Genomic DNA, 21153 nt, shown 5'->3' with positions numbered 1-21153 from the left:
TTTCTTGGCGTTTGGCGGACCCGCCGAAGCCTTTCGGCGCCCTTACCCAAGGCCCCTGACGCCCCGCCGCCCGCGCCTCCGCATCGGGATACACGCCGCGTGTCGGCCAACCGAAACGCACCGCTCGAACCAAGTTGACGAGGCGTAAGTTTTCAAGTTACACTTACGGCATAACCGACTGGAAACAATCAAATAGTATTGCAGGACCGCGCCAGTCCGAGCCTGCACGTCTGGGAGGACACTGACATGCATAGCCGGATCCTGGCTGCGGTTTGCTTCGCGGCAACCGCCGGGACAGCCATTGCCGAACCAAGCGTCGAACGCGGTGAATATCTGGTGCGCGGACCGATGGGCTGCGGCAACTGCCACACGCCGATGGGCCCCGAAGGCTACGTGCCCGACATGGAACTGGCCGGGCGCCTTGTGGAACAGAACGACATGTTCACCGCCATCGCCCCCAACATCACGCCCGCGGGCCCCGTCGGTGACTGGTCCGACGAGGAACTCGCCCGCGCCATCCGCGAGGGGATCCGCCCCGACGGTTCGATCATCGGCCCGCCGATGCCTTTCGTCTTCTACCGGGGGATCGGCGACGACGATCTGATGTCGGTGGTGATGTTCCTGCGGACCCTCCCGGGCGTCGACAACGACGCGGGCAAGTCGACCTACAACATCCCCCTTCCCCCGGCCTATGGCCCGCCGGTCGAAAGCGTCACGCCACCCGAAGCCGCCGTGACGGTGGAATACGGCGAGTACGTCGCGGGACCGCTGGCGCATTGCATGGAATGCCACACGCCGATGGGACCGCAAGGCCCGATGGTCGACACCGATCTGGGACGCGGCGGGTTCGAATTCCACGGGCCGTGGGGCACCTCTGTTGCCAGCAACCTGACGCCGTCCGAGGACGGGATCGCGGGCTATTCGGATGACGAGTTGAAAGCGATGATAACCGAGGGCGTTCGCCCGGATGGTAGCCGGATGCTTCCGCCGATGCCCTATGGCCACTTCGCCGCGATGACGGACACCGACCTTGATGCGGTGGTGGCCTACCTGCGGCAGCTGCGCCCGCTGGCCGACACGGTGGAGTGATCCGAAGGCGGGTGCTCGCGCCCTGCCGCGACATGCCATTCTGCCTGCGAAACAGGCGGGCTGCCCGTGCGGCGGCCCGTGCTGCGTCCCTTCGGGCCCGGCTCCGGTGTTTGTGATTGGACAGCACGCGGGACGGCTTTGCAGGATCAACCCATGCGATACCTCCTGTGCCTTCTTGCCCTTCTGACCGCACCTGCCGCCCATGCGCAGGACTGGACGGACGGCAAGACCGAGGTGGACCTTGAACTGATCCTGATGGTCGACGTCAGCCGCTCGATGTCCCCGCGCGAGTTGGAGATCCAGCGGCGCGGCTATGCCGAGGCGCTGAATTCCGACGAGGTGTTCGAGGCGATGCAGTCCGGCCTGTTGCTGCGCGTCGCGTTGTCTTACGTCGAATGGGCCGGCTGGGGCGCGCAGCGGATCATCGTCGACTGGCGTCTTTTGGAGACCCGCGAGGACCTTGCCGCGTTTTCAGAGACGCTGACCTCCTCCTTCAACCCGTCGCTGCGGCGGACCTCGATCTCGGGCGCGCTCCTTCATGCGCGCGACAGCCTGGAGGACAACGAATTCATGGGCTTGCGGCAGGTCGTTGATGTATCGGGTGATGGACCCAACAATCAGGGCTGGGAAGTCCTGCGCGCCCGCGACGAGGTGATCGCCGAGGGCATCGTGATCAACGGCCTGCCGCTGATGACGCGCGAAGGCATGGGCGCGAACTGGAACATCGACGATCTCGACGCCTATTACCGCGACTGCGTGATCGGCGGCCCCGGGTCTTTCGTGATCCCGGTCTGGGACTGGGACGATTTCGCCGCCGCCGTGCGCCGCAAGCTGGTGCTGGAAATGGTATCGCGCCCCGGCCCGCCCGACGCCCCGCGCATCGAGAAGGTGGTCGAGGACAGCACCGACTGCCTTGTGGGCGAGAAGATGTGGCGCGAGCGGAACGGCGCCTGGATGCCCTGACGCGCGCCGTTCCCCCGGCGCGATGCGGCCCCGCACCCGGCACGATCCCGCGATGACCCGGCCCCGCCGTACAACCGACCCTTGCGCCCGCGCGCCTGCCTCGGCAAAAGGCTGGGCATGAGCACCGGACGCCTGACAATCGACCTGAACGCCATCACCGAGAACTGGCGCGCGCTTGACGCGCTCAGCCCCTCGACGGTGGAAACCGCCGCCACCGTGAAGGCGGACGCCTACGGCCTTGGGATAGCGCCCGTGGCGCGGGCGCTTGCCGCTGCCGGAGCGCGGACATTCTTCATCGCCACCGCAGAGGAAGGCGCCGCGCTGCGCGAGGCGCTTGGCCCTTCGGCGCGGATCTTCGTCTATGGCGGCCACATGGCAGGCGACACCGACACGATCGGCGACCTTGGTCTTGTGCCGATGCTGAACTCGATCGAGCAGATGACCCGTCACTTCGAGTCGCTGCCCGGACTGCCCTTCGGCGTCCAGTTGGACAGCGGCATGAACCGTCTTGGGATGGAGCCCGCCGAATGGGCCGCCGTGCGCGACATCACAATGCGGCAGGGCCCGCAACTGGTGATGAGCCACCTTGCCTGCGCCGACGAACCGGGGCACGAGATGAACCGGACCCAGCTGGCCAATTTCCACGAGATGACCCGCGGTCTTGGCGTGCCCCTGTCGATCTCGGCCACCGGCGGCACGCTGCTGGGGCCGGACTATCACTTCGACATGGTGCGTCCCGGCGTCGGCCTGTACGGCGGGATGCCGTTCGAAGACGCCGCGACCGTTGTGCGCCTGTCGCTGCCGGTGATCCAGGTCCGCGAAGTCGATGCGGGCGAGCCCGTGGGCTATGGCAACAGCTGGATCGCGGACCGCCCCAGCCGCATCGCCACCGTGTCGGCAGGCTATGCCGACGGCGTCCACCGCGCGCTCGCCGGCAAGGGGATCGCGATGTACCACGGCGCCACGGCCTGCCCCATCGTCGGGCGGGTGTCGATGGACCTGATCACCGTGGACATCACCGACCTTGACGGCGACCCGCAGGCGCTGGACCTGCTTAACACCATGCAGCGGATCGACGATCTGGCGGATGCCGCGGGCACCATCGGCTACGAGATGCTGACCGCGCTTGGGCCGCGCTACGTCCGCCGCTACACCAGCGCGGCTGCATGAGCCTGCTGTCGCCCGTCGCGGCCGTCGGCCGATCCACGCTGGCGCTGATCGCCGCCATCGGGCGGCTGGCGATCTTCGTGGGCGGCACCCTGTCCCACCTTGTCCGTCCGCCGTTCTACTGGCGCGAGTTCCTGTCGCAACTGCTGTTCATCGGCTATTTCAGCCTGCCCGTCGTCGGCCTGACCACGCTGTTCACCGGCGGCGCCTTGGCGTTGCAGATCTACGCCGGCGGCGCCCGCTTCAACGCCGAGGCCGTGGTGCCGCAGATCGTGGCGCTTGGCATGGTCCGCGAACTTGGCCCTGTGCTGGGCGGCCTGATGGTCGCGGGCCGCGTCTCGGCCGCCATCGCCGCCGAGATCGGCACGATGAAGGTGACCGAGCAGATCGACGCGCTGGTAACGCTGTCCACCCACCCGATGAAGTACCTGACCGTGCCGCGCGTGCTGGCCGCCACCGTGGCGCTGCCGTTCCTTGCCGCCGTCGGCAATACCATCGGCATCCTCGGCGGCTACCTCGTCGCGGTCCTGCGGCTGGATTTCAACGGCGCGACCTACGTTCAGACGACGGTGAATTTCCTGCAGGCGGGCGACGTGATCTCGGGCCTTGTGAAGGCCGCCGTCTTCGGCTTCATCGTCGCGACGATGGGCTGTTACCACGGGATGCGCTCGGGCCGTGGCGCACAGGGCGTGGGCCGCGCGACCACCGACGCCGTCGTCTCGGCCTCGGTTCTGATCCTTGCGTCCAACTTCCTTCTGACAGGGCTGTTCTTCACCCAATGATCGAGCTGCGCGACGTCCACAAGGCTTTCGGGCCCAAGAAGGTCCTTCGGGGGGTGAACCTTGAAGTCGACCGGGGCGAGTCGATGGTGATCATCGGCGGCTCGGGCACCGGCAAGTCGGTGGCGTTGAAATGCGTGCTGGGCCTTGTCACACCGGACAGCGGCCAGATCCTGCTGGACGGCGAAGACGTCACCAAGGCGCGCTCCAGCCGCGAACGCGACGCCTTCCTCGCCCGCTTCGGAATGCTGTTTCAGGGCGGCGCGCTGTTCGACTCCATGACCGTCTGGGAAAACGTCGCCTTCCGCCTGCTGCGCGGGTCGCTGAAACGGCCCAAGGCCGAGGCGCGCGAGATCGCGATCGAGAAGCTGCGCCGCGTCGGCCTGTCGCCCGATGTCGCCGACCAGTTCCCTGCGGAACTGTCGGGCGGCATGCAGAAACGCGTCGGCCTTGCCCGCGCCATCGCCGCCGAACCCGAGATCATCTTCTTCGACGAACCCACCACCGGGCTCGACCCGATCATGTCCGGCGTCATCAACGAGCTGATCCGCGAAATCGTGGTCGAGATGGGCGCGACCGCCATGACCATCACCCACGACATGACCAGCGTCCGCGACATTGCCGACAAGGTCGCGATGCTGCACGGCGGCACGATCCACTGGACCGGCCCCGTCGCCGAGATGGACAGCGCCGACGACCCGTACCTGCGGCAGTTCATCACCGGCGCGGCCGAAGGGCCCATCGAAGCGGTCCGCTAGGCTTCGCCGCATCGCGGCGCGCCGTTGCACCCCACCGGCAATCCGGCTATCCGTGCCCTCCAAACGACACTGGAAACGGAGACCGGCACCATGACCACCTCGCACGGGACAGGCCCCCTTCGCCTTGGCATCGCGGGTCTCGGAACCGTCGGCGCCGGCGTCATCAAGATCATCCAGCGCCGCGCCGACCTTCTGGCCGCCCGCACGGGCCGCGAGATCCAGGTCGTCGCGATCTCTGCGCGCAACCGCGACAAGGACCGCGGCGTCCGCCTGTCCGGCTACGACTGGGAAGACGATCCCATCGCCCTTGCCCGCCGCGATGACATCGACCTGTTCGTCGAACTGATGGGCGGCTCGGACGGTCCCGCCAAGGTCGCGACCGAAACCGCCATCGCCACCGGCAAGGACGTGGTCACCGCCAACAAGGCGATGCTTGCCCTGCACGGTCAGGCATTGGCCACCGCCGCCGAAGAGGCGGGCGTGGCGCTGCGGTTCGAAGCCGCCGTCGCCGGCGGCATCCCGGTGGTCAAGGCGCTGACCGAGGGGCTTGCCGGCAACGAGGTACAGCGCGTCATGGGCGTGATGAATGGCACCTGCAACTACATCCTGACCCGGATGGAAAGCGCGGGCCTGCCCTATGACGAGGTGTTCGAGGAAGCCAACGCGCTTGGTTATCTCGAGGCCGACCCGACGCTGGACGTGGGCGGCATCGACGCCGGTCACAAGCTGTCGCTGCTGTCCTCCATCGCCTTCGGCACGCAGGTCGACTTCCCCGCGGTCGAGTTGGAAGGCATCCAGCGGATCGAGTTCGCCGATATCGAACAGGCCCGCGACATGGGCTATCGCATCAAGCTGCTGGGCGTCACGCAGATGACCGGGCGCGGGCTGGAACAGCGCATGTCGCCCTGCCTTGTGCCCGCCGACAGCCCGCTGGGGCAGCTGGAAGGCGGCACCAACATGGTGGTGCTGGAAGGCGACGCGGTGGGCCAGATCGTGATGCGCGGCGCGGGCGCGGGCGAAGGCCCGACCGCCAGCGCGGTGCTGTCCGACATCCTCGACATCGCGCGCGGCATCCGCGTGTCGACCTTCGGCCAGCCCGCCAGCTCGCTGCAAAAGCCAAAGCCCGCCAAGGCCGCGGCCCCGGCGGCGTTCTACCTGCGGATGCAGCTGCAGGACAAACCCGGCGCGCTGGCGCGGGTGGCGACGGCCCTTGGCGAAGCGGGCGTCTCGATCAACCGGATGCGCCAGTACAGCCACCACGCCGAGGGCACCGCCCCGGTGCTGTTTGTGACCCACAAATGCCCGCGCGCGGCGCTGGACGCGGCGCTGTCGGGCATGAGCCGGACCGGCGTGGTCGAGGGCGAGCCGGTGGCGATCCGCATCGAAGAGGTCTAGGACCACACCCAGGCCAGCCACGGAAACGGCGCGCCGGTCCCGATCGGACCGGCGGGCAGACACAGCAGCAGGGCGGCGCGCCCGCCCCGCTGCGGCAGGTCCCGCCCCAGCGCCAGCCGCTGGAACGACAGGTTGGCCAGCAACGCCGCGAAGGCCAGCGCCACCCAGCGGCTCACATCCCACCCCACCACGTTCAGCACCAGTGGGCACACCGCCGCCAGCACCAGCAGGTCGGGCCGCCGCCCCCGGTACATGGCCGCCAGCACGGCCCCAAGCGCGGCCCAATACAGCGCCAGCAGCGCATACTGCCAGACCGCAAGACCAAGGTTCGGGTCCAACAGACCCCTGCCCCAGACGTGGCCCGCGATCCCCGCCGCCGTTTGCTCGGCCACCTCCGAGTTGCCGAACAGCAGCACGGCCAGCGCCGCGATGCCCGCCAGCAACAGCGGCGGCACCAGTCGGCGCCGCTGTCCCAGCGCCCAGCCCCCGGCCAGCACCAGCGGCACGCCGAACACGGCAAAGCCCTCGTGCAGCAGGATCGCCACCGCGCAGACCGCCCCCGCCAGCCACGCCCGGTGCCGCGCCACGGCCCACAAGGCCAGCGCCAGCAGCAGATACAGGAACGGATCGAACCGCCCCGCCTCGAACCCCGCCTGCACCGCGCCCAGCGGCCCGACCGCAACGGCGCAGCGCAGCCGGTTCACCAAGGCCCCCGGCGCCGCGTCGTGCGGCAGCGCCCGGTCCAGCAGCAGCACCAGCGCCAGCAGGGCCGCCGCCGCCAGCACCAGCATCACCGCCACGACACCGGCGGTCGGCAAGACCGACACCAGCGGACGCAGCACGGTGCCCACCACGGCGCGCTTCGCAAAGCCGTGGTCGATGTAGTTCACCGCGTAATGCGTCAGGTAGAACGCGCGCCACGTATCCGGGCCGCCATCGCGCAGCATCGCCGCCACCCGCTCGGCCGCCCCCGCCGCGAACATCGCGCAGGACAGCGCCACCATGTGGCGCGACACGATATCGACCGCACGTCGCATCCGGATCTCCCTTAGCCTCCAAACGCAGTTAGACGATCCCCCCCGCCGGTCCAGCGCGCCTGATGCTTCTTCTCTTCCGAAATACCTCGGGGGAGCCGCGCAACGCGCGGCGGGGGCAGCGCCCCTGCCCGCCTACCGATGTGCACCCACGTCAACTTGCACGATCCAAAAAGGGCGATTGTTGCCGATGTTAGCGACGAAACTGGCGCCCGCGCGCCTTGTCCTGTCATCTATTGCTGCTACCAATGCAACTGAACAAGTTGAAAGAACGCAGGTTTCCAATGCCGAACAAGAACAACGACATCGTCTTCCACGACCGCATGCTCTCGCTGGGGCTTGCCCGCGTGTCCGAAGCCGCCGCGATGGCCTCGGCCAAGCTGATCGGGCGCGGCGACGAGAAGGCCGCGGATCAGGCGGCGGTGAACGCGATGCGCGACCAGCTGAACCTGCTCGACATCAAAGGCGTCGTGGTGATCGGCGAAGGCGAGCGCGACGAGGCGCCGATGCTGTACATCGGCGAGGAAGTCGGGTCCGGCAACGGCCCCGAGGTGGACATCGCGCTGGACCCGCTGGAAGGCACCACGCTGACCGCCAAGGACATGCCCAACGCGCTGACCGTCATCGCGATGGCGCCGCGCGGCACGCTGCTGCACGCCCCCGACGTCTACATGGACAAGCTGGCGATCGGTCCGGGCTATCCGCAGGACGTGGTCAGCCTGCAGATGTCGCCCGCCGAACGGGTACAGGCGCTGGCCAAGGCGCGCGGCTGCGACCAGTCGGACATCACCGTCTGCGTCCTGGAACGCCCCCGGCACGAGGACATGATCGCCGAGTTGCGGTCGACCGGAGCCGCGATCCGGCTGATCACCGACGGCGACGTCGCCGGCGTGATCCACTGTGCCGAGGCGCATATCACCGGCATCGACATGTACATGGGTTCGGGCGGCGCGCCCGAGGGCGTGCTGGCGGCGTCGGCGCTGAAATGCATGGGCGGCCAGATGTGGGGTCAGCTGCTGTTCCGCAACGACGACGAAAAGGGCCGCGCCGCGAAGGCCGGGATCAAGGATCTCGACCGGATCTACACCCGCGACGACATGGTCACGCAGGACGTGATCTTCGCCGCCACCGGCGTCACCGACGGGTCCATCCTGCAGGGCCTGAAGCGCGAGCCGGAGTTCCTGGAAGCCGAAACGCTGCTGATGCGGTCGAAGACCGGATCGGTGCGCCGGATGCGCTATCGCAACCCGGTGTCGCGCCCCGCGACCGGGCGCTGACGCCGACGCGGTTGCGGGGGCTCTGCCCCCGCCGCTTCGCGGCTCCCCCGGGATATTTCAGGACAGAAGAAGCCCGGTCAGCCGATCCGGCAGTAGGCGGCCATTTCCGTGCAAAGGTGATCGAAGGTGACGCGCATCCGCGCGTCGCCGCGCAGGTCCTCGTGCATGGTGACCCAAGTCTCCAACGGGATCGCGACCCGGTCCGCGAACAGGCGGATGAGCCGTGGCGCGCGGGTGGCAAGGCCCAGTTGGCAGATGCCGATGCCCAGCCCCTGCCGGATCGCCTCGATATGGGCGATCTGGTTGTCGAGCCGATACGCGAAGCCCGCGCGGTCAAGCGGGAAGCCCGACGTCTCGAACCCCTTCAGCGCGGACAGGTCCCGGTCGATGCCGATCAGGTCGTGCGCGCCGAGATCCGCCGGCGAGGACGGGGTGCCGCGACGGTCGAGGTAGTCGGGATGCGCGAAGGCGCCAAGCGTCACATCGCCGACCCGCTTCGCCACCAGCGCCGACTGGACCGGGCGCACCATCCGGATCGCGATGTCCGCGTCGCGCCGCAGCAGGTCGCTGGGCGCGTTCGACAGCGCCAGTTCGAACTGCAGGCCCGGGTGGGCGGCGCGAAGATCGCGCAGCAAGGCGGGAAGCACGAAGGCCCCGATCACGTCGCTGGCGGCGATGCGGATCGTGCCGGTGAGCGTTTCGGCGTCTCCGTCCGCCGCGCGCATCGCGGCCGCCGACGCCGCCGCCATCGCCTGTGCGTGGGGCACCAGCCGGCGCGCGCGGTCTGTCGGCCTTAGCCCTTGCGGGGACCGGGTGAACAGCGGCGCGCCCAGCGACAGTTCCAGCTGTTCGATATGCCGCGCCAGCGTCGGCTGGGTCAGCCCCAGCGCGCGGGCGGCGGCAGACAGGCTGCCGTGATCCACGACTGCTAGAAAAGACCGGAAGTGATCCCAGGCGGGCGCTTTGTTCATATATTTTCGTATAGCAAAGCCACACATTCTGGCAATTTCTTTTACCTCGAGCTGGCGCCATCTGTCGGGTCATTCAGGAATGGAGACCGAGATGACCGAAACGACTGGAAAGACCGCGTTGATCCTGGGCGCCACCGGCGGCGCAGGGTACGAGACCGCGAAGGCACTGGCGGCGCGCGGGTGGCGCATCCGGGCGATGCACCGCGACCCGCAGAAGGTGTCCGCCCTGCTGCCCGATGCCGCGTGGGTCCCCGGCGACGCGATGCGGCAGGACGACGTTGTAGCGGCGGCCGTGGGCTGCGACGTGATCTTTCACGGTGTGAACCCGCCGGGATACCGCGACTGGGCCGGGCGCGTGCTGCCGATGGCCGAGGCCACGATCGCCGCCGCCCGCCGGACCGGCGCGCGGATCGTTCTGCCGGGCACCGTCTACAACTTCGGACCCGACGCCTTCCCGCTGCTGCGCGAGGACGACGCGCAGGCCCCGGCGACGCGCAAGGGCCGCATCCGGGTCGCGCTGGAACAGCGGCTGCACCGCGCCGCCAAGGCCGAGGGCGTGCCGGTGCTGATCCTGCGCGCGGGCGATTTCTTCGGGCCGCATGTGTCGGGCAACTCGTGGTTCACCAGCGCCTTGGTGAAGGCGGGCCGGCCCGTGCGGTCGGTGCTGTATCCCGGCCGCCCCGACATCGGCCACGCCTGGGCCTATCTGCCGGATTTCGCCGAAACCGTCGCGCAGTTGGTCGCACGGGACGACCTGCCCCGTTTCGCGCGGTTCCATCTTGGGGGCCACTGGTTCGACCGCGGCGTCGAGATAGCCGAGCGCCTGCGCGTGGTGGCCGGCGTCCCGGATGCACCGATCCGGCGGATGCCGTGGGCGCTGTTGCCGCTGCTGGCGCCGTTCTCGGTCACGCTGCGGGAACTGCGCGAGATGCGGTATCTCTGGCAGGTGCCGGTGCGTCTGGACAATGCCGCGCTGGTCGACCTCCTTGGGTCCGAGCCGCACACGCCGATCGACACCGCCCTGCGGCACGCGTTGCAGGGGATGGGCTGCCTGCCCCCTGCGGTCACTTCCGACTTCGCTGCGGCGTGAACAGGGGTGGGCCCAGCGGCACCTCGTGCGGGCTGTCGTCGAGGTGAAACTGCAAGCCGTGGCCCGCGCCCTCGGGCGGCAGGGCGCGGCCCTTCTCGATGCGCAGCGGCGGCGAGGCGACACCCAGTTCGGCCAGCCCCGCACCCAGCACGTTTTCCAGCACCAACGCGTTCGGCACCGCTGGCAGCAGGTGAACCGCCCATTCCGCCATGTAATGCGGCGCCACCGGGCGGCCCGCCGCCTCGGCCAGCCGCGCCGTCGCAAGCCACGGGGTGATGCCGCCGATGCGGGCAATGTCGGCCTGCACGATGTCCACCGCGCCTGCCTGAAGATAGTGGGCGATGTCCTCGGGGGTATACAGCGACTCGCCCACCGCAACCGGGATGCCGCAGCGGCGGCGCAGGGCGGCATGGCCCGCGATATCCTCGGCGGGCAGCGGCTCTTCCAGCCATTCCAGCCCGAAGCGATCGAAGGCCCGGGCGCGGCGCACGGCCTCTTCAAGGTCAAAACCCATGTTGGCATCCACCGACAGGCGGTCGTCCGGCCCGATCGCCTCGCGCGCGGCGGACAGGCGGGCAAGGTCGTCGGCGATGTCGGGCAGACCCACCTTGATCTTGAACCAGCGATAGCCCTCGGCCCGAAGCTGGGTCAGCCGCTCTGCCAGCGCGTCCGGCGGGGCGAGGTCGATCAGCGACGCGTAGGCGCGGATGCCGGGCGTCTCGGCGCCCGCCAAGCGCCACAGCGGCTGGTCGTCCGCCTGCGCGCGCAGCTCCCACAGGGCGGTGTCGATCGCCGCAAGCGCCAGCGTCGTCGTCGCCCCGAAGCCGGTGCGGTACAGGTGGCCCCGCATCCAGTCCCACAAGGCCGCCGCGTCGCCGCCATCGCGGCCCACCAGATGCGGCAGGCAGTCGTCGCGCAGCATCGCCGCCACAGCAGAGCCGCCGACACCGGCGGTGTAGGACAGCCCTGTCGCCTCGTGCGCGTCGGTGCGCAGGGTGACGGTGATCAGCTCGACATGGCTGACGACGTGGGTCGCATCCTCCAGCCGGGTGACGGGCGGTACGCGGAACAGGCGCACCCGCGCATCGCGGATCGTCATCTCTGACATGTCAGTGTCCTCCCTCTTCACATGTTGCGCCTTAACGGGACGTCCGGGAAGCCCCCGCTTGCCAATCCCCGCGCGGCTTGCGACATCCTTGGCATGGGTGATTTTCTGAACGTATCCGCCTCGCTGACCGGACGCCGCTGGGTCGGTCTGTCGGTCGAGGCCGAGCGGCTGGCCGAGGCGATGGCGCAGGACTCGCGCCTGCCCCTGTCGGTCTGCCGCACGCTGGCCCGTCTGGGCGTTCCCGCGCAAGACGCCGCGACCTACCTTGCACCGGCGCTGCGCGACCTGTTGCCTGATCCGCTGACGCTGAAGGACATGGGCCCCGCCGCCGCCCGCTTCGTCGCCGCCGTCAAGCGACGCGAGCGGATCGCGGTCTTCGCCGATTACGACGTGGATGGCGGCACCTCGGCCGCGCTGCTGCTGACGTGGCTGCGCGAGATGGGGCTGGCCGCGACGCTGTACATCCCCGACCGCATCGACGAGGGCTATGGCCCGAACGTGACCGCGATGGAGGCGCTCGCGCGCGACCACGACCTGATCGTCTGCGTCGACTGCGGCACCCTCAGCCACGAGCCCATCGCCGCCGCCAAGGGCGCCGATGTCGTGGTTCTGGATCACCACCTTGGCGCCGAGACGCTGCCGCCCGCACTGGCCGTGGTGAACCCGAACCGGCAGGACGAGGATGGCGACCTTGGCCACCTGTGCGCCGCCGCCGTCGTGTTCCTGATGCTGGTGGAATCAAACCGCCTGCTGCGCGCCGAGGGCGTGAAGGGCCCGGACTTAATGGGCTATCTCGACCTTGTGGCGCTGGCGACCGTGGCGGACGTGGCGCCGCTGATCGGTGTGAACCGGGCGCTGGTGCGGCAGGGGCTGAAGGTCATGGCGCGGCGCGCGCGGCCGGGGCTGGTGGCACTGGGCGACGTCGCGCGGATGGACACCGCGCCGACGCCCTATCACCTTGGCTTCCTGCTGGGCCCCCGGGTCAATGCCGGCGGGCGGATCGGCGCGGCGGACCTTGGCGCCCGGCTTTTGTCCACCGCCGACCCGCACGAGGCGCAGGCCTTGGCCGAACGGCTGGATCAATTGAACACCGAACGCCGCGAAATCGAGAATCGCGTGCGCGACGCGGCGCTGGAACAGGCGGCGGAACGCGGGCTGGACGGCCCGCTGGTCTGGGCCTCGGGCGAAGGCTGGCACCCCGGCGTGGTCGGCATCGTCGCCTCGCGCCTGAAAGAGGCCACCAATCGCCCCGCCATCGTCATCGGCACCGAGGGCGGCATCGGCAAGGGGTCTGGCCGGTCGGTGTCGGGCATCGACCTTGGCGCGTCGATCCACCGGCTTGCGGCCGAAGGGCTGCTGGAAAAGGGCGGCGGCCACAAGATGGCGGCAGGCCTGACGGTGGCAGAGCCGAAGATCGAGGCCGCGATGGAACGGCTGGGCGAGATGCTGGCGAAACAGGGCGCCGCAGACATCGGCCCCCGCGACCTGAACGTGGACGGCATTCTGATGCCAGGCGCGGCGACGATCGAGCTGATTGAGCGACTCGAGCAGGCGGGACCCTTCGGCGCCGGCGCCCCTGCCCCGCGATTCGCCTTTCCGGACGTCGCCATCGGCTTTCGCAAACGGGTCGGAGAATCGCATCTGAAGCTCAGCTTCGGCGACGGCATGGGCGCGAAGATCGACGCCATATGCTTTGGCGCCTTCGACGGCCCGCTTGGCCCGGCGTTGGAAGATCACGGCGGCGCGCGCTTCCATCTGGCAGGCCGTCTGGAGATCAATCACTGGCAAGGAAGACAGACGGTTCAGCTGCGTCTGGAGGATGCCGCAAGGGCAGATTGAAAAAGGTGCCGAAAGGCGAAAAAACCCTCTTGCGGCGACTGCGGACCTCAACTAGATAGCTCCCCACGCCACGGCATGGCCCGTTCGTCTATCGGTTAGGACGCCAGGTTTTCAACCTGGAAAGAGGGGTTCGATTCCCCTACGGGCTGCCACTTATTCCCGAAGAGCCTTATTTTACTGGCACCTGAGTCATCAGGTGTCCCACGGCTTTGGTTGCGTGGGACACCTCGTGCCTGACGAGCCTTCTCCGCACGATCGAAGCCGGACTCGGCAAGGCGCTCGCGGTCGACATCCTGGACGTAGGGCGCCGCCGACTTGAAGTCGGAGTGCGACAGTCGGGCGGCGATTTCGAAGACGTTCGCGCCGGACTGAGCCAGCTCATGCGCGGTCGCTTTGCGAACACCGTGCTGAGACCGGGCGGCACGCTTTTCGACCACCTTCTCACCCGTCTTCTTGTCCTCTACCTCGACGTCACGAGTCAGGCCGGCTTGTTCCACCCACTTTGCAATCCTGTTGCTGAGAGAGTTCTTGGACTCGAACGGCCGTCCGTGGGCGGTCAGGATGAAAGCATCTTCATGCATATCACCCAGTTCCAATTCTTCGACGAGTTCACGCATCATGGGCACCAGGACATATTTCGAGCCCTTCTTCTTCGGTTGCCACCCGAGGTAGGCGCGTCCGTCCTTGAGCTTGATGTTTTCTGGGCCGATGTCGAACGTATCGCCAATGCGTCCGGCCATGTTCTTGGCCAAGTAAAACCAGCGACGGGCCATTGTTCCACGACCGTGCTTCGCAAGGAATTTCGATTCGTCTGCTTCGGACCAGACCTTCGCGCCGCCCTTTCCTTTGTGGGGGCTGGTGACCCTGTGAACTGCAGAATCCCTCGGAAAGCCGTGATCCTCGCCCCAGAGATACGCGGCCTTCAATGCCTTCAGACATGTCTCCGCCGCACCAGTCCTGGGACCGAAACTGTTCCTGATAAGTAGGAACGCATCTTTGGGCATATCGACATGCAAGGCCCCCATGCGGCGGCCCTTGTGTTCAACTTTGCAGGCTTGCGTGAGGCCACGTACCCTGCTGGCCATAGTGTCCTTCGACATGGTCCCAGCGTTGACCATGTCAGACATGGCCGCTGAATACCTTTCACGAAGTTCATCGAGCGTTGCGCGAGCCGCTTTCTGGGGAGGCTGAACCTGAAGCTTCTTGCCACGCCGTGCGGCGTCGTAGTGGACCTCGAAGTCGGGGTGACCAGGTGCGACTGCCAGCGTGATACGTCGCTTCTTGTTACCAAGGACACGAACACGCCAACGCGGATTTCCGGCAGGCGTCTTCTCTGGCAGCAGGCCCGGGTAATCCACTTCCAGTTTCATTTCACGTCCTCGAACTTCTCGGGTTCATCTTCACCAACCAAAGCCGCCCTTTCAATTGCTCCGCAGGCGGGGATAATATCGACCCAGAATGAGCCATCGGGATCGACGCGCACATGGCCGGGTGTCAGACCCGCCGCGACAATCGCATCGAGAGCGTTGGCCATCGAGGCCTTGGATAGTTTTGCAGCAGGCATGTCTGGCTCCTCATTTTCGAGGAGATGCGGCGGTTTCCCGTCGCTCGGAGATGATCTTGACCAGGGTTTGATATCTGGAGTTGACCGGGGGCTGGATCGAGAGAAGGACCCGCGACTGAGTATGCAAACGCGGGCCCCGGGGACGCATCACATGCGCCGTGCGGCTTTCGCGAGGTCGCATAGACGCGCGGCATACCAGCGGAGTCCGGCGTCGATGTTGAGGCGCTTGTCAGCGTCAGCGGGCGACAAGTGAATTTCCTCAGCCCGTAGCGACAGCAGCGTGTCGCATGCTTCGTCGAGAGCGATCTGCAGTTCTGGTTCTGCACCTCCGGGCGCGAGGCAGCGCTCTATTGCAGCCCGCAACGCCGGCCCCGGGCCGGTCGGAAAACGCCGGAGAAGATCGTCGAGGCCTGTCCCGTGCCGGGCGAGAAAACTGCGCGTCAGGCGATGAGCTGTCGCGCGCGGCACGCCGGTCTTCGGATCGATGGTGATGAGTTCTTGTCTACCCATTCCGGGTCTCCCTGGCATCCGATGGGCTGCCCAATGCAGCCCGGAACTTTGTCGGTGCCGTTTTCTTCAAGACCCCGCCAGCAGGAGGTTCGGCGGGGCTGATCACTCGCGAGTACTTCGCCGGTGATCCTCGAGGGCATGCGCGGATGTTCCGGTCCGCTCGGTACATGCCCTTGATCGGTTCGGGCCTTCGTGGGGCCGCGACTTGCGAAGCCGGTCTCGCAAAAAAGACCGGCTTCGGAAACCGCGGCGCTGCGTCTCGGCGCTATTCCGAGAGGCCCATCTCACGGAAGTATCTCACCGCCGCGAGGCTTTCGTGGGCAGAAAGGTCCGCGGCAAACACGATCGTGCCTGGCGATGTCCACTTGGCACCAGACGTGCTTGTGAAGTAGCCCAGCACGCCGAGGCCCTTGACTGCGGTTCTGATGATCGAATCCTCGTCGAAGGGATGCTCGGTTTCCGCGACACCGACTTCCAGGGATACTCCCATGGCCTCGTAGAATTTCGCCACAGCGACGAGGGTGTATCGCGGCCGGCCGGGGTGTTTGTGCTCGCACCAGGCTTTTACCTGGCCAAGGTCACGCGACAGCTCAGTGCGCATCATCGCCAGCTTCGGATCCCAGGTCATCGGATGCCTCCTTGTCTCCGCGTCTCACCGAGATGGCGCGGCAACAAGGAGGCATCCGGCGAACGTTTTCCCGGCTTCGCCTTGCCTCCCACTCCTATCGATCATGTCTGTCCGACGGGAGAGGTCCAGGAGAGGGGCACCCTTTCTTGGCCGCGCGGGACGCGAGCAGGATGGGGTGTCGGGGAAGGAGTGCGGAACGACCTTCCTCGACCCGTCGGAGACGCCAGGGGGGTGTGCAGAGGGGGGAGTGGCGAACGACGACCCCTTGCCCGCCGGAGGCGCCTGAGAGGGTCACAGGGAGAGGCGGCGAGCGCTCTCCCTCCTGGGGTGTCCAGAGGGGGCGCAGCGCCCCTTTGGCCGGCGGTGTGTATGGAGCAAGCGCAGCGCAGAGTAATACACATAGTCGGTCCCTATGTGTATCGAGGAAGCCGATCCCGGTTGGCCTGAATACCGCCCGCCCGCGCCAGCGGGACCCATTTCCGCTTCACCTGAACCTCGGAAGGTGGAGCAAATGGAAGGACCTCAATTCGCGCATATCGAAACCTATTCTGCGAAAGGCAAGTCGGCCGCCAGTCCGGATGAGTTCTTCGGCAAGCGCAAGAATGGGCAGAAGGCTTGGACGGCACAAGAGATCATCGACGAACTCGAGCGCCTCGAGCACGCATCCCAGCATGTCATTCCCGGTCGTCCGGGCCCCGAGGTCATTCCCGGAGACGTCGACAATTTCGTCGATCTGCGGGAGGCACAAAGAAGGGCGGCGGCCGTCAAGACCACGGTCTCCTATGAACAACCTGATGGGTCGGTCATGCTGCGCGAACGCAAGATCCGTGCCGACACCGCCTCGATTTATGCAAGCGTCGTGTCCTTGCCGGTTCGAACAGAGGAAGCCCTTTCGGATCCGGTGGTGCGTGCTCGCGCGGCAAAGGTTCTCCAAAAGGCGATCAAGCACGACCGCGAACGGATCGAGAAAGCCGGGGGGCGTTTCATGATGGCGGTGGTGCACTGGGACGAAGAATTTCTGCACGCTCACATCATGGCGCTGGACCCCGAGCGCGGTTCGGTGAAGCATCTGCATCCCGGACATGCCGCGAAGGGTCGGGTTTTCACGGAAGCCGAAGGCCGCAAGCTCTCGAAGCGCCATGTCAACAAGCTGGGAAACATTGCCTACTGCGACGCCATGCGAGGATGGCAAGATGATTTCTACGCGGCCGTGTTCAAGGATGCCGGGCTGCTAAGATATGGACCGAGGCGTGAGCGCCTGAGCACTTCGGACTACAAGCGGGCGAAGGAGTCCGCGAGACTCCGGGCCGAGGACGAGCAACGGCGCACGGAGCTCGAAAATGCCGAGATGCGCATCACCGACGAACTCGAACGCGCGAAGGTCGTCGCCGCGACGGCGGAGCAGAAAGCGGAGGCGATCGACGCAGGCACCGCTGCCGTTCTCGACGAGAAGATCGCATACAGGCCTGCGACCTCGGCGAAGTCGGAAGGACTTAATTTCGGCCCGAATGCGCCCTCCGACCCGAAAGACCGCAATCAACTCGCGCGGCGAATTCAGCCGGCCTTCGATGTCGTCGTGAAGTTCGCAAAGAAACTGGCGTCGGTGAACCAGATGAAGACTTCTGCCGACAGAAGGGTGGCCGTTGCTGACTCGATGCTCGAGAATGTTCGCGCGAACCAGGCGCGGGTCGAAGACCGCGAGATCGAGGTGGATCGGTCCGAGACCCTATTCAACTGGAAATCCCGAGCTCTCGCTAAGGTCGTGAGCTCCATGAGAGGCTGGGTGCCGAAACCCGTACAGTTCGTCGTCGACGCGCTTGAGCGAGGAGAGGACCCGGTTGCCGAGAAGACGGCCGATGCCTTCCCGGGCGCCTGGAGCATTCCGAAAAATGCGGACCGAAGTGCGCTGCAGCTCGAGCTGGACGACATGACCAACGCATCCCTCTCGAACTGCTTCTCCGCGACGCAGGACGCATTTCTGTTGACCGACGGCGACAGTGATGGTGCGCTGCAAGGCACGTACGCGACTGCCGTCAGGTTGCTCTTCCACGAGGCGAGGCAGCGCGGTCTGGATCTTGAAACCGGACGCCATGATCCCGCGAAGGCTCTGAGCAAGGATCGCGCCCACCTGCACATCGATACGCCGCCGAAGCCGATACGGGTGAAACGCAAGGTTCGGGTTCGCCAGCTCGTCCGATAAGATCATCTTGGGGGCATTATTGGGAGCCGCCACCGGGCGGAGTGCCGCCCGGGGGCCAGCTAAGAGTCCGTCAGCAGTTTCCTGACCTGGGATCCGGCCAGAGATTCTGAGCGAAATCACTCGGCCGCGATGGGCTCGGGATCACCGTGCTTCTTCTCGCCAAGCTTGTCGTTGGGAAACATGTCCAGCTGGTTGTCGACGTTCTCCTCGGTCGCCGGCGGTGTGTCGTCGGCATCATCGGTCGGGTTCTTAGTCTTGCGAGGCGCCTTCGTCCGCTTCACCCGGCTGACGATGTCCTTCTCGCGCTCCATCAGACGCCCGTTGAGACGCGCGATTTCAAGCTGCGCGTCGTGCAGAGTGGCCTGGGCTTCGTCGAGCCGCTTTTCCAGGTCTTGGACCCGCATCTCCGCGTCGTCCCGCTCGTCTTCGACCAGCGCGCAGTTCGCGAGCGCCTCGTCGACTTCGCCTTTGAGGCGCTCGAGTTCGACGGCATGCGCCCGACGGTCCGATGCTGCGATCTCGTCCGCGAGTTCCCAGGACATCTGCCACATGGCGGCTGCGGCATCGCGAAAATCCTCGGGCATCTCCGGGGCGGCCCGGGCCGCCTGTTCCTTCGCCGCGATCTCCGCGGTGATCTGCTTCACCTTCGGAGAGATGTCCCGAAACGATCCGCCTCCGAGGAGGTCGCGCACCGCTTGGTTCGTGACCGGCTTGCCGTCGGCGGTAAGCTGTTGGATTGCGTCACGGACCTGCTTTTCCAGGGACGTGTTGTTCTTCTTTTGGGCCATGTCCGGCTCCCATTTTGGTAATGGTAAGCGCCGGTAATACCGTTACCTCGCGCTACCGCCCCGACGGGGTGGTGCTGAGGAGATGGGTCTACTTCTAATAGGCAAAAAACGCCGAAAAGAAAAAAGTCGGCCCGCCGACAGCCTTTCTTTTTTGCCTCCTGAAGGAGATGATCGAGGGCCCGGAGCCGTGTGACGCTGCCTCCCTCGGTCGAGCATCGCAGAGTCCGGTGTCCCTCTTCCGGTCACATGGTGCTTCCCGGGTTCGACGAAAAAGAAAATGCCGGGTTTCGCAAAAGTATACTTTGCGCCAGCATTCGAACCTCCGCACTGGGAGAATTGATCCCAACCCTTTTTCCGACGATAAATGGCGCAAGCAAATCAACCGACTGGCGACCCAACGCCAGGGAAGGGACGGCAGATGACCATCGAAAAGACGCTCTTCGCGGCGGCCGACAAGATGCGCGGGTCCATGGATCCGGGCGAATACAAGCACGTGGCCTTGGGCCTGCTCTTCCTGCGCTACATCGGCACCGCCTTCCAGCGGAAGTATGACGAGCTCCTGCCCGAGGGTGAGGAGGTTGCCGAGGATGTCGACGAATACCTCGCCGACGGTATCTTCTGGGTGCCCGAGGCGGCGCGCTGGAGCACGTTGGCCGCGAACGCCAAGGATAAGGGCATCGGGGTCAAGGTCGATAACGCCATGCGTGCGATCGAGGCCGACAACGAGCAGCTCAAAGGCGCGCTCCCGAAGGTCTTCGGGCGCGAGTCTCTCGACCCCTCCATCGTGACCGGCTTAGTCGACCTCTTCTCGAACATCGAGTTCGACGGCACGCCCCGGGACTTCGACCTGATCGGCCGCATCTACGAGTATTTCATCTCCGAATTCGCCAGCAACGAGGGCAAGCGGGGCGGCGACTTCCACACGCCGAAGCCGATCGTCGAGCTCATCGTCCAGATGATCGAGCCCGCGCGCGGCCGCCTGTATGAGCCCTGTCATGGGTCGGGCTCCTTCATGGTCCAGTCCGAGAATTTCCTCGAGGCGCACAAGTATCGCCGGGCCGACCTCGCCATCTACGGGCAGGAGCGGAACCACACGACCTACGGCCTCGCGCGGATGAACCTCGCCATCCGTGGGATCGTTGCGAACCTGCAATGGAACGCCGAGGGCACGCTCCTCCGCGATGCCTTCCCGGACGAGAAGTTCGACTACGTCATGGCCAATCCGCCGTTCAACATCTCCGACTGGTCCGGTGACATCCTGGCGGAGGACCGTCGCTGGAAATTCGGCACACCTCCGGTCGGCAACGCCAACTTCGCCTGGATGCAGCACATCTACGACAAGTTGGGCAGCACCGGCATCGCGGGTGTGGTCATGGCCAACGGCTCCATGTCGTCCATGTCGAGCGGAGAGGGCGACATTCGCCGCGCCATGGTCGAGGCCGAGGCGGTGGACGCCATGATCGCCCTGCCGGGACAGCTCTTCTACGGCACCCAGATCCCGGCCTGCATCTGGATCTTGGCGAAGGATAAGTCGAACGGCGTGGCGAAGGACGCCAAGCTGCGTGACCGGCGCGGCGAGGTGCTGTTCATCGACGCCCGCAAGATGGGCGCGCTGGTGCCGGGATCGCGCAAGCAGAAGGAACTGTCGCAGGAGGAGATCGCGCGCATCGCCACCGCCTACCACGCCTGGCGTGGAGAGCCGGACGCGGGCGCCTATGCCGACGAGCCGGGCTTCTGCAAGGCGGCCTCCATGGAGGAGATCGCGAAGCACAACTACGTCCTGACCCCGGGCCGCTATGTCGGCGCCGGCGCGGCCGAGGAGGACGGCGAGCCTTTCGAGGAGAAATTCGTCCGGCTGACGGCAGAGCTTCGGGCACAGTTCGCCGAGGGGCGGCGGCTGGAGAAGGAGATCGAGGCGCGGCTGGAGAGCCTGTCGTGACGGTCTCTGCCGCTATTGGGGAATTGCCCGACCACTGGAAGACCGCACGCTTGA

At 66.5% G+C, this 21153-nt stretch carries 18 protein-coding genes, 1 tRNA gene and 1 pseudogene; 12 read left to right on the top strand and 8 right to left on the bottom strand.

Translation table 11 applies throughout. The features are described 5' to 3' along the window. The first annotated feature begins 246 nt into the window (after window positions 1-246). The 6 genes from P1K30_RS01260 (at window position 247) to P1K30_RS01235 (ending at window position 6151) form a co-directional block, all read left to right on the top strand. Window positions 247-1089: a c-type cytochrome gene (locus tag P1K30_RS01260; RefSeq protein WP_275630854.1), complete on the top strand. Its 843-nt coding sequence runs from the start codon at window positions 247-249 to the stop codon at window positions 1087-1089. Between the two features lie 153 nt (window positions 1090-1242). Next, complete coding sequence (locus P1K30_RS01255; protein WP_275630853.1) at window positions 1243-2052, top strand: DUF1194 domain-containing protein; 810 nt, start codon at window positions 1243-1245, stop codon at window positions 2050-2052. 117 nt (window positions 2053-2169) lie between these two features. Further along, window positions 2170-3222 (top strand): alanine racemase, encoded by a 1053-nt coding sequence (gene alr, locus P1K30_RS01250; RefSeq protein ID WP_275630852.1) that lies wholly within the window; start codon window positions 2170-2172, stop codon window positions 3220-3222. Beyond that, on the top strand, window positions 3219-4001 hold the full coding sequence (locus P1K30_RS01245; protein ID WP_275630851.1) for an MlaE family ABC transporter permease: 783 nt from the start codon (window positions 3219-3221) through the stop codon (window positions 3999-4001). The genes alr and P1K30_RS01245 overlap by 4 nt, the downstream gene beginning before the upstream one ends. Then, complete coding sequence (locus P1K30_RS01240; RefSeq protein WP_275630850.1) at window positions 3998-4756, top strand: ABC transporter ATP-binding protein; 759 nt, start codon at window positions 3998-4000, stop codon at window positions 4754-4756. Before P1K30_RS01245 ends, P1K30_RS01240 begins: the two co-directional genes overlap by 4 nt. Before the next feature lie 90 nt (window positions 4757-4846). Further along, window positions 4847-6151 (top strand): homoserine dehydrogenase, encoded by a 1305-nt coding sequence (locus P1K30_RS01235; RefSeq protein WP_275630849.1) that lies wholly within the window; start codon window positions 4847-4849, stop codon window positions 6149-6151. Here the strand turns inward: P1K30_RS01235 and P1K30_RS01230 are convergent. Beyond that, window positions 6148-7188: a hypothetical protein gene (locus P1K30_RS01230; RefSeq protein WP_275630848.1), complete on the bottom strand. Its 1041-nt coding sequence runs from the start codon at window positions 7186-7188 to the stop codon at window positions 6148-6150. The genes P1K30_RS01235 and P1K30_RS01230 overlap by 4 nt on opposite strands. 281 nt (window positions 7189-7469) lie before the next feature. Here P1K30_RS01230 and glpX point away from each other — a divergent pair, with 281 nt between their 5' ends. After that, window positions 7470-8462 (top strand): class II fructose-bisphosphatase, encoded by a 993-nt coding sequence (glpX, locus tag P1K30_RS01225; RefSeq protein ID WP_275630847.1) that lies wholly within the window; start codon window positions 7470-7472, stop codon window positions 8460-8462. Window positions 8463-8539: 77 nt separating this feature from the next. Here glpX and P1K30_RS01220 read toward each other — a convergent pair whose 3' ends face one another. After that, a complete protein-coding gene (locus P1K30_RS01220) occupies window positions 8540-9433 on the bottom strand; it encodes a LysR family transcriptional regulator (RefSeq protein WP_275630846.1) in 894 nt (297 codons plus the stop codon). Between the two features lie 91 nt (window positions 9434-9524). Between P1K30_RS01220 and P1K30_RS01215 the strand changes: the two genes are divergently transcribed. Beyond that, entirely contained in the window at window positions 9525-10523 is a 999-nt protein-coding gene (locus tag P1K30_RS01215) for an NAD(P)H-binding protein (protein WP_275630845.1), read from the top strand. On the opposite strand, the gene P1K30_RS01210 is transcribed toward P1K30_RS01215, so the two are convergent. Continuing rightward, complete coding sequence (locus P1K30_RS01210) at window positions 10498-11631, bottom strand: mandelate racemase/muconate lactonizing enzyme family protein (RefSeq protein WP_275630844.1); 1134 nt, start codon at window positions 11629-11631, stop codon at window positions 10498-10500. The two genes, P1K30_RS01215 and P1K30_RS01210, sit on opposite strands and share 26 nt — an antisense overlap. Before the next feature lie 93 nt (window positions 11632-11724). Between P1K30_RS01210 and recJ the strand changes: the two genes are divergently transcribed. Then, entirely contained in the window at window positions 11725-13470 is a 1746-nt protein-coding gene (gene recJ, locus P1K30_RS01205; RefSeq protein ID WP_275630843.1) for a single-stranded-DNA-specific exonuclease RecJ, read from the top strand. Between the two features lie 77 nt (window positions 13471-13547). Further along, window positions 13548-13622 (top strand) — tRNA-Glu (locus P1K30_RS01200). 198 nt (window positions 13623-13820) lie between these two features. Here P1K30_RS01200 and P1K30_RS23975 read toward each other — a convergent pair. The 4 genes and pseudogenes from P1K30_RS23975 to P1K30_RS01180 form a co-directional block, all read right to left on the bottom strand. Further along, window positions 13821-14210, bottom strand: a pseudogene (locus P1K30_RS23975) (hypothetical protein); the annotation flags it as partial. 626 nt (window positions 14211-14836) lie between these two features. After that, on the bottom strand, window positions 14837-15034 hold the full coding sequence (locus P1K30_RS01190; RefSeq protein WP_275630841.1) for a hypothetical protein: 198 nt from the start codon (window positions 15032-15034) through the stop codon (window positions 14837-14839). 147 nt (window positions 15035-15181) lie between these two features. Continuing rightward, window positions 15182-15544: a hypothetical protein gene (locus P1K30_RS01185; protein ID WP_275630840.1), complete on the bottom strand. Its 363-nt coding sequence runs from the start codon at window positions 15542-15544 to the stop codon at window positions 15182-15184. Between the two features lie 265 nt (window positions 15545-15809). Further along, a complete protein-coding gene (locus P1K30_RS01180) occupies window positions 15810-16172 on the bottom strand; it encodes a hypothetical protein (RefSeq protein WP_275630839.1) in 363 nt (120 codons plus the stop codon). Window positions 16173-16683: 511 nt separating this feature from the next. On the opposite strand from P1K30_RS01180, the gene P1K30_RS01175 reads away from it, so the two are divergent. Next, entirely contained in the window at window positions 16684-18372 is a 1689-nt protein-coding gene (locus tag P1K30_RS01175) for a hypothetical protein (protein WP_275630838.1), read from the top strand. A 116-nt stretch (window positions 18373-18488) separates the two neighbouring features. Here the strand turns inward: P1K30_RS01175 and P1K30_RS01170 are convergent, their stop codons facing one another. Then, the gene (locus P1K30_RS01170) at window positions 18489-19160 is read right to left on the bottom strand and encodes a DNA-binding protein (protein ID WP_275630837.1); all 672 of its coding nucleotides are present in this window, start codon (window positions 19158-19160) and stop codon (window positions 18489-18491) included. A 418-nt stretch (window positions 19161-19578) separates the two neighbouring features. On the opposite strand from P1K30_RS01170, the gene P1K30_RS01165 reads away from it, so the two are divergent. Next, the gene (locus P1K30_RS01165; RefSeq protein WP_275630836.1) at window positions 19579-21099 is read left to right on the top strand and encodes a type I restriction-modification system subunit M; all 1521 of its coding nucleotides are present in this window, start codon (window positions 19579-19581) and stop codon (window positions 21097-21099) included. Window positions 21100-21153: the final 54 nt, after the last annotated feature.

This window comes from Psychromarinibacter halotolerans (assembly GCF_029168315.1).
GTDB classification, from domain to species: Bacteria; Pseudomonadota; Alphaproteobacteria; order Rhodobacterales; family Rhodobacteraceae; genus Psychromarinibacter; species Psychromarinibacter halotolerans.
Note: the sequence above shows the minus strand (reverse complement) of the source record. Positions and strands in the feature narration are given on the sequence as shown.